The 15288-nt window shown below is 58.0% G+C and carries 13 protein-coding genes and 1 tRNA gene; 9 read left to right on the plus strand and 5 right to left on the minus strand.

From position 1 onward, the window contains the following. The first annotated feature begins 15 nt into the window (after positions 1-15). Positions 16-1629, plus strand: coding sequence for an AMP-binding protein (locus AC2FD8_RS02530; protein ID WP_496853458.1), 1614 nt, complete (start codon positions 16-18; stop codon positions 1627-1629). 185 nt (positions 1630-1814) lie between these two features. Here AC2FD8_RS02530 and gcvA read toward each other — a convergent pair whose 3' ends face one another. Then, a complete protein-coding gene (gene gcvA / locus AC2FD8_RS02535) occupies positions 1815-2720 on the minus strand; it encodes a transcriptional regulator GcvA (protein WP_496853457.1) in 906 nt (301 codons plus the stop codon). Positions 2721-2837: 117 nt separating this feature from the next. On the opposite strand from gcvA, the gene AC2FD8_RS02540 reads away from it, so the two are divergent. From AC2FD8_RS02540 to AC2FD8_RS02560, 5 genes are all read left to right on the plus strand, one after another. Continuing rightward, positions 2838-3503, plus strand: coding sequence for a pyridoxamine 5'-phosphate oxidase family protein (locus AC2FD8_RS02540; RefSeq protein WP_496853456.1), 666 nt, complete (start codon positions 2838-2840; stop codon positions 3501-3503). 13 nt (positions 3504-3516) lie between these two features. Further along, positions 3517-4479 (plus strand): alpha/beta fold hydrolase, encoded by a 963-nt coding sequence (locus AC2FD8_RS02545; protein WP_496853455.1) that lies wholly within the window; start codon positions 3517-3519, stop codon positions 4477-4479. 117 nt (positions 4480-4596) lie between these two features. Further along, a complete protein-coding gene (locus tag AC2FD8_RS02550; RefSeq protein WP_496853454.1) occupies positions 4597-5439 on the plus strand; it encodes a PhzF family phenazine biosynthesis protein in 843 nt (280 codons plus the stop codon). A gap of 531 nt (positions 5440-5970) precedes the next feature. Then, positions 5971-7713: an adenylate/guanylate cyclase domain-containing protein gene (locus tag AC2FD8_RS02555; RefSeq protein ID WP_496853453.1), complete on the plus strand. Its 1743-nt coding sequence runs from the start codon at positions 5971-5973 to the stop codon at positions 7711-7713. 199 nt (positions 7714-7912) lie between these two features. Further along, positions 7913-8185: a hypothetical protein gene (locus tag AC2FD8_RS02560; RefSeq protein ID WP_496853452.1), complete on the plus strand. Its 273-nt coding sequence runs from the start codon at positions 7913-7915 to the stop codon at positions 8183-8185. Between the two features lie 435 nt (positions 8186-8620). Here the strand turns inward: AC2FD8_RS02560 and AC2FD8_RS02565 are convergent. After that, positions 8621-8697: transfer RNA gene (locus tag AC2FD8_RS02565), tRNA-Arg, on the minus strand. Positions 8698-8812: 115 nt separating this feature from the next. On the opposite strand from AC2FD8_RS02565, the gene AC2FD8_RS02570 reads away from it, so the two are divergent. Both AC2FD8_RS02570 and AC2FD8_RS02575 read left to right on the plus strand, forming a co-directional pair. Continuing rightward, a complete protein-coding gene (locus AC2FD8_RS02570; RefSeq protein WP_496853451.1) occupies positions 8813-9838 on the plus strand; it encodes a LacI family DNA-binding transcriptional regulator in 1026 nt (341 codons plus the stop codon). Between the two features lie 4 nt (positions 9839-9842). Further along, complete coding sequence (locus tag AC2FD8_RS02575) at positions 9843-11057, plus strand: winged helix-turn-helix domain-containing protein (RefSeq protein WP_496853450.1); 1215 nt, start codon at positions 9843-9845, stop codon at positions 11055-11057. Positions 11058-11060: 3 nt separating this feature from the next. Here AC2FD8_RS02575 and AC2FD8_RS02580 read toward each other — a convergent pair whose 3' ends face one another. The 3 genes from AC2FD8_RS02580 to AC2FD8_RS02590 form a co-directional block, all read right to left on the minus strand. Then, a complete protein-coding gene (locus AC2FD8_RS02580; RefSeq protein WP_496853449.1) occupies positions 11061-11756 on the minus strand; it encodes a fumarylacetoacetate hydrolase family protein in 696 nt (231 codons plus the stop codon). Positions 11757-12285: 529 nt separating this feature from the next. Continuing rightward, positions 12286-12720, minus strand: coding sequence for a homoprotocatechuate degradation operon regulator HpaR (hpaR, locus tag AC2FD8_RS02585; protein ID WP_496853448.1), 435 nt, complete (start codon positions 12718-12720; stop codon positions 12286-12288). Positions 12721-12819: 99 nt separating this feature from the next. Next, entirely contained in the window at positions 12820-13962 is a 1143-nt protein-coding gene (locus AC2FD8_RS02590) for a DUF3095 domain-containing protein (RefSeq protein WP_496853447.1), read from the minus strand. 141 nt (positions 13963-14103) lie between these two features. Between AC2FD8_RS02590 and AC2FD8_RS02595 the strand changes: the two genes are divergently transcribed. Continuing rightward, on the plus strand, positions 14104-15276 hold the full coding sequence (locus AC2FD8_RS02595; protein WP_496853446.1) for an MFS transporter: 1173 nt from the start codon (positions 14104-14106) through the stop codon (positions 15274-15276). The last annotated feature ends 12 nt before the right edge of the window (positions 15277-15288 follow it).

The following is a 15288-nucleotide window of genomic DNA, read 5'->3' on the forward strand; positions in this document are numbered from 1 at the left end:
ACAGGCAGGACCCGGATGCGTCACCATTTCGAAGCCTTACAGAAGACACGGGCCAATCACGTGCCTTTGTCGCCCTTGTCCTTCCTGCGCCGGGCCGAAACTCTGCACGGCGCGCGCACAGCCGTTATCTATGGTGACATCCGACGAAGCTGGGCGGAAACCGCCGCCCGCATTCGCGCAGTGGCCAGCGGGTTAGCCGCGCTTGGCGTGCAAAAAGGGGATACGGTCTCGGTCCTCAGCCCGAACATCCCGGAACTGTTTGAGCTGCATTTCGCGCTGCCACTGACCGGAGGGGTGCTGAATACGCTCAACACCCGGCTCGAGCCCGAAACCATCGCCTATATCCTGGACCATGCGGACACCAAGCTGGTGATCGTGGACCGGGAACTGGTGCCGCTTCTGTCCAAAGCCTTTGATCTGCTGGGTCGCACAATACCTGTGGTCGAAATCGCCGATCCCGCCGCCATTGGTGAAAGCCTCGGAGGCCAGACCTATGAGGCGCTGACCACAGCCCCGCCCCTGCCAGTCGATCTGCCCGATGATGAGTGGGACGCGATTGCGCTGAACTACACCTCGGGCACCTCTGGCCGTCCCAAGGGCGTGGTCTATCACCACCGTGGCGCGTACCTGATGGCGTTGGGTACGGGCACAGCATGGCAAATGCCGCCCTATCCGGTCTACCTGTCCGTCGTGCCGATGTTCCACTGCAACGGCTGGGGCCATCCGTGGCTAATGGCGATGCTTGGAGGAACGATTGTCTTCACACGCATCCCCGCCGCAGACCGAATTCTGGACGCAATCCGTACCCATGGTGTGACTCATTTCGGTGCCGCCCCCATTGTGTTGCAAATGCTGACTGAGGCCGAAAGCGACGCCGCCCCCTTTGACCCCGCGATCCGAGTGCTGACCGCCGGCGCACCTCCACCCCCTTCGGTTTTGGAGAAGACTCGCGCGATGGGGCTTGATGTCATGCAGGTCTATGGTCTGACCGAGACTTACGGCCACATCTCGCAATGCCTCTGGCAGGAGGAGTGGAACGATCTTAGCCCTGCAGAGCAGGCTGAATTGCAAGCGCAACAAGGCATTGCCTTCCCGATGGTCGAAGAGGTCACCGTGATCGACCGCGACAGCGGCGCACCAGTACAGCGTGACGGAGCCACGCAAGGTGAAATCGCGATCCGGGGCAACACGGTCATGGCCGGGTATTACAAAGACGCCGAGGCGACCTCGAACGCCTTCGAGGACGGCTGGTTCTGGTCCGGCGACGGAGCGGTGATGCATGAGAATGGCTACATCCAGATCCGCGACCGGCTGAAGGATGTGATCATCTCGGGCGGCGAAAACATCTCGTCCGTCGAGGTCGAAGCGGTGCTGTACCGCCATGACGCGGTTCAGGCCGCCGCCGTGGTCGCAATGCCGCATGAAAAATGGGGCGAGGTCCCCTGCGCCTTTGTCGAATTGCGCGACGAGGCCGAGGCATCCGCCGAGGATATCATCGCCTTTTGTCGCGATCACCTAGCCGGTTTCAAAGCCCCAAAAGCGGTTATATTCGAGACGCTTCCCAAAACCTCAACCGGCAAGATCCAGAAATTCCAACTACGCGACCGCGTCAGAACCTTGTCGCTTTGACATAGCTTTGCCCGGGTTTCTCCAACAAAGCTCGGGCAAAGGTGTTGTCACGCTAACCCTCGATCGTTTGTTCGCGTTTGGAATTAGTCGTAGATCGCACCGATGAATTCATCGTCCATCAGCTACAAGCGTCGAGCCGCAGAGAAAAGGGGGTGTGAGCCAAAAGCACATACCAAGCGTTCCATTTAGGGGTCCTTGAGCTCTCCTAGAATCCAATTGCGAAGGGCAGCAATGTTGGGTCGCCGCGAATGGGCCTCTGGATAGACGAGGTAGAATGTTGACCCAAGAGGTATGGCCAAGTCGAAAAGCTCGACCACGCGACCTGCCCGAACATCTTTTGCAGAAAGAAACCGCCAACCCAGAACGACGCCTGCACCGTCGATCGCGGCTTGAAGTCCATGATCCGGTAGACTGAATTGCATGCCGCGCGAGGCATCGACACCCTGTGTGCCGCTTGCGTCAAGCCAAGTCTGCCAGGTCGGGGCATTGGGGTCAAAATCCATCGATTGGTTGTGCAACAGAACGTGGTTCCTGAGATCAGAAGGCGTTTTGATGGCGTTTTGTCCTTCGAGCAGACGCGGACTGCACATCGGGATCACCGACTCGTCGAACAGCTTGATCGCTTCTAGTCCTGGCCATTGCCCGTTCCCAAGCCTGATGGCTGCGTCAAAGTCATCTCGCTGAAAATCCACGAGGCCCAGGCTGGTCGAAACAAGCACGTCAATGTCTGGGTGTTGCGCGTAAAACTTTTGTAGCCTCGGGATCAGCCACATTGCGGCGAATGTTGGCGCCACGGTCAGCGCCAAAGATCCACCCTTGTCCGTCTCCATCACATTCTCCATGGCCTGATCGAGGGTCAGAAACACAGAATGAAGTTCCTTGGCCAATAGCTGCCCTGCCTCGACAAGAACCAGACCTCTCGTCCGTCGTCGAAACAGCGGAACGCCGAGATAGTCTTCCAGCTTCTTGACCTGATGGCTGATGGCAGCGGGTGTCACGGACAATTCTTCGGCTGCGGCAACAAAGCTGAGATGTCGTGCCGATGCTTCGAACGCGCGAAGTGCGTTCAGAGGGTAGTTTTTGCGGTTCATATCGTTGGCTAACTTTTTCTAAGCCTGCGATAGACAACGTCGTTTGTCAAATCGCCCAACCTTTCACAAATTAGGGCCACAGAGAGCCTTACCAGGCACCTCGATGCAAAGAAACTAATGATTGTCCGAAAGGAAAACGCCATGGCACGGGCCTTTGCGACCATTGCCTTTACGCCTGACGTCCGCGCGCAGCAATCGCGGATGGGGTCCGCTGAAGGGTACGGAAAATTCCTCAGCAACGACTTTGCAAGCTCAGAAGAGCTTGGACCGGAAGAGGTCAGCTTCATCGGCGCACGCGATGGGTTTTACCAGGCTTCTGTATCCCAGACCGGGTGGCCCTATGTCCAGTTCCGCGGCGGCCCGACCGGATTTCTGAAGGTGCTGTCATCCAGAGCGTTGGCCTACGCCGACTTCCGGGGAAACCGCCAGTACATCAGCGCCGGCAACCTGTCGGGCAACGATCGTCTTTCAATGATCCTGATGGACTATCCCAACCGCCGCCGTTTGAAACTCTGGGGCCGGGCGCACCTGATCGAAGGCGCCGACAATCCCGAAATTCTAAGCCAGTTGCACGACCGAAACTACCCGGCGCGTCCCGAACGCGCCGTCCTGATCACAGTCGAGGCATTCGACTGGAATTGCCCAAGCCACATTCCGCGTCGCTTTACCATTGATGAGGCACATCAAGAGATCGCGGCATTGCGCCGTGAGAACGAGGCCCTGAGGGCCGAAACCCGCGCCCTGCGTACATCCAGCGCTTCGGGCTCACCAACCCAATCCTGAAAGGACCGGAACAATGAAGAAACGTATGCACACATCCATCCTCGCCGCACTGTTTGCCAGCACCACGCTTTTGCCGGTAACCCTGCCGAATAACGCCTCCGCAGCCCAGAGCCCCTTTGTTGTCGACATGAAGTCGATGGAGATCGACGGGCAAACCATCGCATATCGCGAGGCTGGTGATCCATCAAACCCGACGGTCCTGCTGCTGCACGGCTTTCCCACCTCCTCGCACATGTTCCGCGAATTGATCCCGGTCCTGGCCGAGGATTATCACATCATTGCCCCGGACTATCTTGGTTTCGGCGCATCGGACATGCCGCCTGCCGAAACGTATGACTATAGCTTCGCCAATACTGCGGAAACAGTAACACGGTTGATCGACGAAATAGGTGTCGATGACTACTCCGTCTATTTGATGGATTACGGCGCGCCAATCGGGTTTCGTATGTTCGCCGAGCATCCCGAACGGGTCACCGGTTTTGTCATCCAGAACGGCAATGCCTATGACGAGGGTCTGCGCGAATTCTGGGATCCGATCAAAGCTTACTGGGCTGACCCCAGTTCTGAGAACGGTGACGCGTTGCGTGGCTTTCTGACGCTCGACGCCACCAAATGGCAATTCACCCACGGTGTTGGTGACGTCTCAACGGTGAGCCCTGACAATTTCTGGCACGTGCAGTATCTGCTCGACCGTCCAGGCAACCAGGACGTGCAACTTGAGATGTTTCTGGATTACGGCACCAATGTCGCCGAGTATCCCAAGTGGCAAGCCCTGTTCCGGGAACACCAGCCGCCGACGCTGATCGTCTGGGGAAAGAACGATCATATCTTCCCGGCTGACGGAGCGTACCCCTATAAGGCCGATCTGAAGGACGTGGAATTCCATTTGCTTGATACCGGGCACTTCGCGCTTGAGGAATATGGCGATGTGATTGCGGCCGAGATGCAGGACTTTCTGGCGCGCATAACCGAATGACCACATCGGGCCCCGGTGGGCATCACCACTGGGGCTCAACGGACGCAGGCCGCGAAGGCTTCAGACCCCGTCGCCGATCCGTTCCAGTCCCACGACAGCAGAAAAAGGATTTTGACCATGAAAATTGAACCCAATCGACCCGTTCTTCGCATCGCTGCCTTTTCGGATGGCAACAATGGCGGCAACCCCGCAGGTGTCGTCGTCGGCGAAGTGCTTCCCTCCGAGTCCGAGATGCAACGCATCGCAACAGAGATTGGATATTCCGAAACCGTCTTTGCCGCTCCCCAGGACGATGGGTGGCGGGTGCGGTTTTTCTCGCCAGAGGAAGAGGTGGCTTTCTGTGGACACGCCACCATTGCTCTGGGCAGTGTTTTAGCTGAGCGCAATGGCCATGGGCTGTTTCAGCTCGACCTCAACTCAGGACGCATCAGCGTTGAGACGAACGAGAGTGGCAGCACAACCCTGACGTCCCCCCCGACCCATAGCGCGGCGGCAGACCAGGTCCTGTTGACGTCCGCGCTTGACCTGTTTGATCTCACGGTCGCTGACCTTGACCCCGCTCTTCCACCTGCGGTTGCCAATGCCGGGAACAACCATCTCATTCTGGCGCTAGGCGACAGGTTGACGCTTTCCGAAATATCCTACGACTTGGCCGAAGGCGCACGGCTCATGCGGCAGTATGATCTGACCACAATCAGTCTGCTATGGGCGGAAACGCCACGCCGGTTTCACAGCCGCAATGCGTTTGCGATCGGTGGCGTCAACGAAGACCCGGCGACGGGGGCCGCGGCAGCGGCACTGTCTGGCTATCTTCGCGACATCGGATGGCCCCACGGCGGTGAAATCGACATCGTTCAGGGCGAGGACATGGGCGCGAGATCAATGCTGAAAGCATGTATCAGCTCTGCTCACGGCGAAGGAATTCGCGTCTCGGGGCGGACACGGATCATAAGTAGATAGAAAATCAAGTGTGTTTCACCAAGGGTGACTCTCGCCTGAGTCGCAACGTACTCGAAGCCGCCGCTTGCACTGATAGTACTAGCGGCGGCTTTGTCCGCGCCTTTCCAATTCACTTGGTGGAATTGAATGTCCGGATTACGCCGTTCGCGGCTCTCTGCGCTAGCAAAGTAAAATATGGCGGTGAAGGTCTGGCAAGGGCTCTGACCGCCAGTCTATGCGAGCCGCAAAGAAAGGTGGGAGAGAGCCCAAACTGTGAATTTGAATTTTTCGCTGCATGTGCTTGCAGCGAAAAAAATGCCGCGCAAGCGAAGACCGCCATGCCGTCTCGCAGCGAGAGAAGCGATCATTGGTGCAGCGCGCAGCATAGATTGAGCGGCGAAACTACAAGTCGTGGACAAAGTGAGCTTTCGTTTCTGCTGCGCAAAGGTCTGTTCGTGACGCGACAGCAGAACCAGCCCCAACGAGGCCGGTTTGTCAGTTTTGCATGGTTATGTTGCTCTGCGACCGATATGCAGGGGTGGGAGGAACAGTGTGGAGCGCCAACTTGCAGCAATTCTGGCAGCTGACATGGTCGGCTACACAAGTAGGATGGAACAGGACGAAGCTGGCACTCTTTCCGCTTTTTCCGCCTATTTTGATGGCACAGTAACACCGCTAATCGATCGTCACCGTGGGCACATCGTCAAACTCATGGGCGATGGTCTTCTGGCAAGTTTCAGTAGCGCTGCCGATGCGGTGGCCTGTGCGGTCGAGTGGCAACAGACACCGGCAAAAACACCAGATCCGATACAGTTCCGGATCGGCATCAATCTTGGCGATATTATCATGCAAGATGGAGATATCTTTGGGTCTGGCGTTAACCTTGCGTCGCGTCTAGAGCAGCTGGCGCCACCCGGAGGTGTGCTCGTGTCCGACGCAGTCTATCGCGTTGTCGGTAACCGTGTTCCGGTGCTATGGAAGGACGCTGGAACGCACTCTATTAAAAACGTTGTAGAACCGGTACGCGCGTGGCGCATTGGGGGAGAAAGGCAAACTCAACCCGAACCGCCGCAGCGAATAACAACACGCAAGGCGACTATAGCTGTTCTTCCTCTGCACAGCATGAGCGACGACCCCGAGCAGACGTTTTTTAGCGATGGAATCGCGGAAGACATTATTACTGGATTGTCGCGCTTCCGTACGCTTCAGGTCATTTCCAGAAACGCGTCTTTTCGGTTCCGAGCACAAGACAAAGATCCTGCGGAAATTGCCGAGGCGTTGGGCGCCGACTATCTTGTGGAAGGAAGCGTTCGTAAGGCTGGAAGTCGGGTTAGGATTTCAGTGCAACTCGCCGAAGCCGCTGGTGGGGCGCAGTTGTGGTCGGAACGCTTTGACCGCGAATTGGAAGACATCCTATCCGTTCAGGATGAGGTCACCCGCAGCATCGTAGCGGTCCTCCCAGGCCGTGTGCAGCATGACTTCGTCGACCGCTCAGCGCAGAAACCGGCAGATGAGATGAAGGCCTATGAACTGATGCTGAGAAGCAAGGCGCTCCGCGACGGCCTGAATGCCAGAGATACGGCCAAAGCGCGGGCTTTGCTGGAGCGCGCGGTGACACTGGATCCGTCCATCGCTCGATCGTACATGTACCTCTCTGACACCTATGTCATTGACCTCTGGCTGGGACTGGCTGACCCGGACGCTCCTGACCACGCGCTGCATATTGCGCGCAAGGGCGCGGCGCTGGACAACCGGGACCCCTACATTCAAGACCAGTTGGGGTTTGCCTATCTTTGTGCAAGGCTTTGGGACGAAGCCGACACACAGTTCGAAAAGACAATTTCTCTGATCGAAAACGAAGCTGAATCTATGGCTTGGTGTGGTTACGGGTTTCTATTGCTCGGACGTCATGAAAAGGCGCGCGAAGTGGTCTCAGAGGCGATACGGTTGGATCCATTGCACCCACCTGCCATTGACTGGATTATGGGCCAGGTCGAATTCTTCTGCCGAAACTTCGATGCTGCACTCGGCTTGTTGATTGGGGAGGCACGGCTTAACTCTTTGGCTGCGGCTTTCGTGGCCGCCTCCTATGCGCATCTTGGCAGGCAATCGGAGGCGGCGACAGCCTTGCAGGATTTTGTCGCGGAACGTCGAGATGAGTTTGGTAGCCGGGGCATTGAGGTGACCGAAGAGAACATCTCGTGTCTTGCGCGCGGATTCAAAAGCATGTGGCGCCGACCGGAAGACTTCGAAGTCCTGACAACGGGTCTGCGGAAAGCTGGTTTGCCCGCCTGACTCACTTTATCAAGGGCCCGTGCAGCGCATTATGCCAGTCGATTGCGGTTTCTGAGAGACCGGATTCTCTTCGTTCACCGCGCCTGCAGGTTCGCTGTGATCGAGTGGTGTCGAGGAACTGTTCTCTTTTCAACTGAAGCTGCGTATTGGCCCCTACTCTGCGGCACTTCAATTTCGCCTAATAATTTGGAGGTATCGAATGTCGACTGATTTTGACGAAATCCGAAAATACGCAGGTACAGGCGAACGGCCCGACGATTGGCCCGAAGAGGTCTATTCTATCGGCCTTGATACGTTGTCGCTGCTTGGTGTCCATGCGATGGACAACACGCTCTTCTGGGATGGCAAAGAGATCGCAACTCGCAGCGTTGTTCGACTGGGTTCGAAAGAACTGTGGCTTGCTGGCATAGCCTCTTTTTCGACCCTTGGCATGTTTGTCTTAGCGCTCGGCGAGGCTGCTGGCTGGTTCTGAATAAGACTTGTGTTTTTAGAGAGCATAGGGACCGTTCAGGCGTCGTGCCTCGATCCTGAAGCGCTGGGCGTCGTTTTGAAGTTGATGAGACGCCGAGGTATTTGTGGTTCAACTGAAGGGATATGGCGCCGTCTGGCAGGACAACCAGCCAAGCCGCAGCGACACGCGCAAAACTGTTCCTCTGTATCTCAATGGTGGGCCTCAATACCCATCCCCTCGGGCCACAAAAATAGCGATACGAAGGCTGCCCTATTGAGATATTCCCCTGCTCGAATGAGCATCAAGAAACCTCAACGTCGGCCAAAGAGCTGGTAGAGGACACGCCCGGTTGCTTATGTGTGTGGTGGACGTGTGTGGTAAGCGTGTGTGGTGGTACAAATACTCACCCAATATTAATTATTTAATTACAGTTATTTAACGCGACTTTGTTGTTGCTGGCGACCCCGGCAGGATTCGAACCTGCAACCTGCCCCTTAGGAGGGGGCTGCTCTATCCAGTTGAGCCACGGGGCCGTGCAAAGCCCTCTCTACCTGTGTTTTTTCGGCTTGTCATGAGGTTTGCTGAACAGTTGTAAACCCTACGCTGTTTACGCTAGCATCGGACAAAACAACAACGCAGGTGCCCTCAGTGAACACAGAAACAAAACGCCCGCTTACGCTTCGCGATGTCTCTGAGGCCTCCGGGGTGTCCGAGATGACGGTCAGCCGGGTCCTGCGCAATCGGGGCGATGTGTCGGACGCAACGCGCACCCGCGTTTTGGCCGCCGCGAAAGAACTGGGCTATGTGCCCAACAAGATCGCGGGCGCGCTGGCCTCAAGCCGGGTCAACCTGGTCGCGGTGATCATTCCATCCCTGTCCAACATGGTCTTTCCCGAGGTTCTGACCGGCATCAATCAGGTGCTGGAAGACACCGATCTGCAGCCTGTGGTCGGGGTGACCGACTACCTGCCCGAGAAAGAGGAAAAGGTGCTGTATGAGATGCTCTCGTGGCGGCCATCAGGTGTGATCATTGCCGGGCTCGAGCATACAGACGCAGCGCGGGCGATGCTGGATTCGGCCGGAATTCCAGTCGTTGAGATCATGGATACCGATGGCAAACCGGTTGATGCGATGGTCGGGATTTCACATCGCCGCGCGGGGCGCGAGATGGCGCAGGCGATTCTGAAAGCGGGCTATGAACATATCGGCTTCATGGGTACCAAGATGCCGCTGGACCACCGGGCGCGGAAACGGTTCGAAGGCTTCACCGAGGTCATGGGCAAGCACGGGATCGAGATTGAAGATCGGGAATTCTATTCCGGCGGCTCGGCTCTGGCCAAGGGGCGTGAGATGACGCAGGCCATGTTGGACCGCTCGCCCGATCTGGATTTTCTGTATTATTCCAATGATATGATCGGCGCAGGTGGACTGTTGTATTTGCTAGAGCAGGGCATCGACATTCCCGGCCAGATTGGCTTGGCGGGATTCAACAATGTCGAACTTCTGCAAGGCCTGCCCCGTAAACTGGCGACGATGGATGCCTGCCGACTTGAGATCGGACAGCAAGCGGCCAAGATCATCGCCGCGCAGCTTGACGATCCGAATGCCGAGATCGAGACCCGCGTGACTCTGACCCCCAAGGTCAACTTTGGGGATACACTGAAGCGGCGCTGATATCGTGGCGCTGAAACGGCTGGACAATCGCACGGCGCGGGCGATCTTCATGGATCGTCACGCGTTGGCCGAATCTCCTTCGGGTGGCTCTAAAGGCGCCGATCTGCTGGATCTGGTCCAGAGGCTGGGCTTCGTTCAACTCGACAGCATCAACACGGTGGCGCGCGCGCATGACATGATTCTGTTCTCGCGCAGGCCCAGCTATCGCAGCGGTAACCTCAAGCGTTTGTACGAACGTGACCGGGCGCTGTTTGAACACTGGACCCACGATGCTGCGGTTATTCCGATGGAGTATTACGCCCATTGGCATCTGCGCTTTCAACGCGATGCGGATCTGCTGAAATCGCGGTACAAAAACTGGCGTCGGGATGGGTTCGAACAGCAGTTCGAGACTGTGCTGAACCACATCCGCAATCATGGGCCGGTATCCTCGTCCGACGTGGGGAAGGATGAAAAGAAGGGCTCTGGCGGGTGGTGGGATTGGCACCCGTCCAAGACTGCGCTTGAATATCTGTGGCGCTCTGGCGCGCTGACTGTTGTCGGGCGTGAGGGGTTCCAGAAACGCTATGATCTGACTGAACGAGTGATCGACGCGGATCTCTGCCCCGGTCAGCAACCCTGTGATGCCGAGGCGACGGTTGATTGGCTGTGCAATGCGGCGCTGGATCGGCTTGGCTTTGCCACATCGGGTGAGCTGGCCGCGTTCTGGGATACCGTCAGCGCGACTGAGGCTAAGACATGGTGCGCCCGAGGGTTGCAATCAGGCGCATTGGAGGAGGTCGAGGTCACTTGTGTCGATGGGCGCCTGCGTAAGCTGTTTGCCCGCCCCGATCTGACCGATGGTCTGAAAGATCTGCCCGTACCAACAGGCCGCATCCGGGTTCTCAGCCCGTTTGATCCGATGCTGCGTGACCGGAACCGAGCCGAGCGGCTGTTTGGCTTTCACTACCGGATCGAGGTCTTCGTGCCCGAGCCCAAGCGGACCTACGGCTACTATGTTTTCCCGCTGCTGGAAGGGGACAAGCTGATTGGTCGGATCGACATGAAAGCCCATCGGGACGACGGCGTCCTGCGCGTCAAAGCCCTGTGGCCGGAGCGCGCGATACGCTGGTCGGGCGCACGCACCCGCCGGCTACAATCCGAGCTGGACAGGGTTCGCCGGTTTACCGGCCTCGATACGGTTGAATTTGCCGAGGATTGGCTGAAAACGCCTAAATAGAGCCTATTGCGCATCCGTTAAGGTCAGATGAATGGGCTCCAACCCATCAATGCCACCTGCAATCTCATCCCCGGCACCAACCGGACCTACCCCGGCAGGGGTGCCCGTCAGGATCATATCTCCGGGGCGCAGATGATAAAACCCGGACAGGTGGCAGATGATCTCATCAATTTTCCAGATCAACTCGTGCAATGTCGCGTCCTGCCGGATTTCGGCATTGACGCTCAGGTGAATTCGCTTGCTGTCTTCGGGGGACCACTCAGTCGCGCGGGTCAAAGGCGCAAAGACAGCGCCGTTCTCCACGTCCTTGCCCAGATCCCAGGGGCGCTGCTTGTTGCGTTCGCGGATCTGAAGATCGCGACGGGTCATATCCAGCGCGCAGCCATAGCCATAGACCGCTGCCCAGGCTTCGGCGCTGGAGGCGCGAAATACCGGGCGTCCGATGGCGACGGCCAGCTCCATTTCATGATGGTAGTTTTCGGTGCCCGGCGGGTACGGCACTCTGGCTCCGGTCAGAATGGCGTTTGCGGGCGATTTGGTGAAATAGAACGGCGCCTCGCGATCTACTTCGTGACCCATTTCGGCGGCATGCGCCGCATAGTTGCGCCCGACGCAGAAAATACGGCCGATGGGATAGGTTACCCCTTCACCAACCACGGGGATCGAGACCGGTTCGGGCAAAGAAAACAGATGCGGCATGACGATCCCCTAAATGTTGCGCCGGGTAGCTTATCGTCTGCCACGCAACAGGCAACCCGTAGCAATGCGCCGCTTCATGCCGACACCGGTCGCGTGATCAGGCGTAAAGTTGCCCAATTCCCGCAGCGTTGTATTCGGTCGCACAAAACCCTTGGAAACAGGCAATATCACACTAATTCACCGCGTAGATTTCAGACGTGATACAGACCCCATCGCCTGCCCGGCGCAGGAATTCTGCCGGAAAGATCAATACGACGTAGATGACGCGAAAATACCCCTTGCGGGCGCCTCAACATGTCGGCATTGGGACGTGAACGTATCGGAGACGACAGGCGAAGACTCCCATCCCCCTGGGATATTTGCCCGTGTTAGACCCTGTTTCAGGGCTGACGCACCCTCCGACACGTGGGCCGGGCCGTCGGGTAAGACGACACGCAACGGCCTTGGGCCAGGCACAGAATCCAACCCGGGTCTGGCCACCCCGCCGGAGAGTTCCCCCTACCTTCTCCGGCGGGGTTTTAAACAACGATCACTCTTCGAAGTCTTTCAGCTCATTCAGGATATCCAGAAGCGTTTCGTGCTTTTCGGGGCCAAGATGCGCGCGCATGCGATCGGCCTGCTGAACAATACCTGTCAGGTTGTCCTGAATGATCCGTTCGCCCTTGGCGGTGATCTCGACAATCTGACGTCGCCGATCCTTGAGGTGACAACGGCGCTTGATCAGGCCCTTTTCTTCCAGCTTTTGCAGAATGCGCGTCAGGCTGGGCAACAACAGGCACGCCCGTTCCGATATGTCCGTCGGCTCGCTTGGCCCCTCTTCGTTCAGAAGACGTAACACGCGCCATTGCTGTTCTGTCACCCCGGCATCGACCAGCAATTTGCGAATGGGGCCCATCACCCTTTCTCGGGCGCGTAACAACGCGATAGGCAGGGATCGCGACACCAGGGGGAGTTGATCGGACATGCTGAATCATCGCCGAAAATCGGAGAAGCCTCAAGTCGCCCTACAAAGAAAGGTCATTAAGATACTGATAAACAACAGTATAAAACCAAATCCCGCAAGCTAACTTTTCATCAACTCGGCCGCTTTGGCATATCCACCCGAAGCCCCATCCACGAAATGCACATGATCGTCCCGCATGGCAGAGGGGACAAAACAGGTCATCATCGCCTCATCCTGCACGTGCAGGCCGTAGCGGATCTTGCCGCGACCTCGGGCGTCATCCAACAAGCGCTGGAGTCGACCCAAAGTGGCTGGGTCACAGTCCAACGTCATCTTCAGGCCATCGTCGAATTTGCGGTAATCCGCGTTTTGGCTGACCATATGCCGATAGTGGCCCGGTTCGAACTGCCCCAACCGCTTGCCCGTCAGAAACAACAGGGCGATCAACAGGTTCTGCCCAAGCAGTTTCAGCTTTTGCGCAAACAGATTGCCCCCCGCGCGCGATACATGGGCATCCAGCCCAACATCCGGCGGCGGCCACGTCATCGGAGGCCCATTTTCCGGAACCGGGTGACCCGAACGATCCAGTTCGGCGGCCATGGTGACAACAGATTGCGCCAGATCCGCAAAATCCCGCTCGGTCGCCTGGGCCGTCGGCTGCACCACGACCGAGACGATCTGGCCATGCTGCGCGGGACTGTTGGACCAGCGGCAGGACAGACCGGTCAGGTTTGGTTGGGCATCGGGCGCGGCGGGGTCGACCATGTAGCGCCCGGCCTTCATCTGCGCCTCGGCCCAGGCCAGACCTCCGCCCGAGAACATGGCATAGTCCACCCCGGCAGACGGGGCGTACCGCGCCACCCTCAGGTCTTTTCCGGCTTTGCGCAGTTCAGCCACCGGAACGAGGGCGGCGCGCAACGGCATTGCGAACTCCTCTTCGGCCCAGCGCCGCAGGGTTGCCAGCCCATCCAAAGCGGTATCCGCCGCACTGGGGGGCACGGCAAAGCCAGCCCCGTCGCCGCCAAAGACGTAAGGAAAAGGCTTGTTTTCCAAAGCGTTGATCATGGCCGAGATCACTGCAGCACCGACCATGTTGACGGTTTTGTACCGTCCCTGCGCAATTTGCGCGGTCGAATCCACAATATCGGCAACACCTACAACCCAATCGTCCGGAACCGAGGCAAACTGCGCCGGGTCCGACAGAAGGGTGAAGTCGCGCCAAAGCGGCAGGGACTCGTAAAAATCGGAATGGAGGTCTTTCATTGTCCCCCCTGGGTTCTCATTGCAGATGAAGCTAGCCCGAATGTGATCGCTGTCTCCCCCTTGCAACATAGTACACGTGCTTGTGCGTTTTGCCACGGCGTGCCAATCAGGATCGAGGATTTGCGCAGGAAGGGGCCGTTCATGCAGGCAGGTTTGATCGTTTTGTGTCTGGCTTACGTCCTGAGCCAGTTTTTCCGCGCGTTCCTTGCCGTTCTCAGCCTTGATCTTGAGCGCGATATCGGGGCCTCGCCCGAGGATCTGGCCTTTGCTTCGGGCCTGTGGTTTCTGGTCTTTGCCGCGATGCAACTGCCGGTCGGCTGGGCGCTGGACCGGATTGGGCCAAGGCTGAGCGCATCCGTCCTGCTGCTGATCGGTGGGGCCGGAGGGGCGCTTGTTTTTGCCGCCGCCGCCAGCCCGCTGCATGTCAGCATCGCGATGGCCCTGATCGGTGTTGGCTGTTCACCGGTTCTGATGGCTTCGTACTTCATCTTTGCGCGCGAATTCCCCCCAGCCCGGTTCGCCACGCTTGCAGCGCTGATGCTGGGCGTGGGGTCGGTTGGCAATCTGGTTGCGTCCTACCCAACGGCACTTGCCGTCGAGCTGATTGGCTGGCGCGCCACGATGGTTGGTTTGGCGGTTCTGTCCGCTGCAATCGCCTTGGGTATCTGGTTCAGCGTGCGTGATCCGAAAAAGGTCGAGACCGACCACAAAGGATCTCTGCTGGACCTGCTGAAAGAGCCTGCCTTGTGGCTCATCCTGCCTCTGATGCTGGTCGCTTACGCTCCGGCGGCGGCATTGCGCGGGCTTTGGGCGGGGCCATATCTGAACGACGTGTTCAGCCTGACCACCACGCAGATCGGCACGGCCACGTTGGTGATGGGAACCGCGATGATCGCGGGAACTTTTGTCTACGGCCCGTTGGATCGTCTTCTGGGCACCCGCAAATGGGTGATTGTCGGCGGCAATGTCCTCGGCGCGGTCGCGCTTGGGCTTTTGTGCCTGTGGGTCGACAGCGCTGTCTGGGCGTCGGTCGTGATGTTATCGCTAATCGGGTTTCTGGGCGCGAGCTTTCCAGTCATCATGGCCCATGGCCGAGCCTTCATCCCGCCGCATCTGACCGGGCGTGGCGTAACCTTGCTGAACCTTTTTGGCATCGGCGGGGTAGGGCTTGCACAATTTGCCACCGGGCAGATTCACGCCGCCTATGCGGACGCAAGCCCTACGGCCCCCTATACGGCAATATTCGGCTTTTTCGCGGTGACCCTTGCCATTGGATGCGTGATCTATCTATTCAGCCGGGATAGCGTCGACTGACGCAACGATCAG

This window comes from Ruegeria sp. YTSC192 (genome assembly GCF_059609705.1).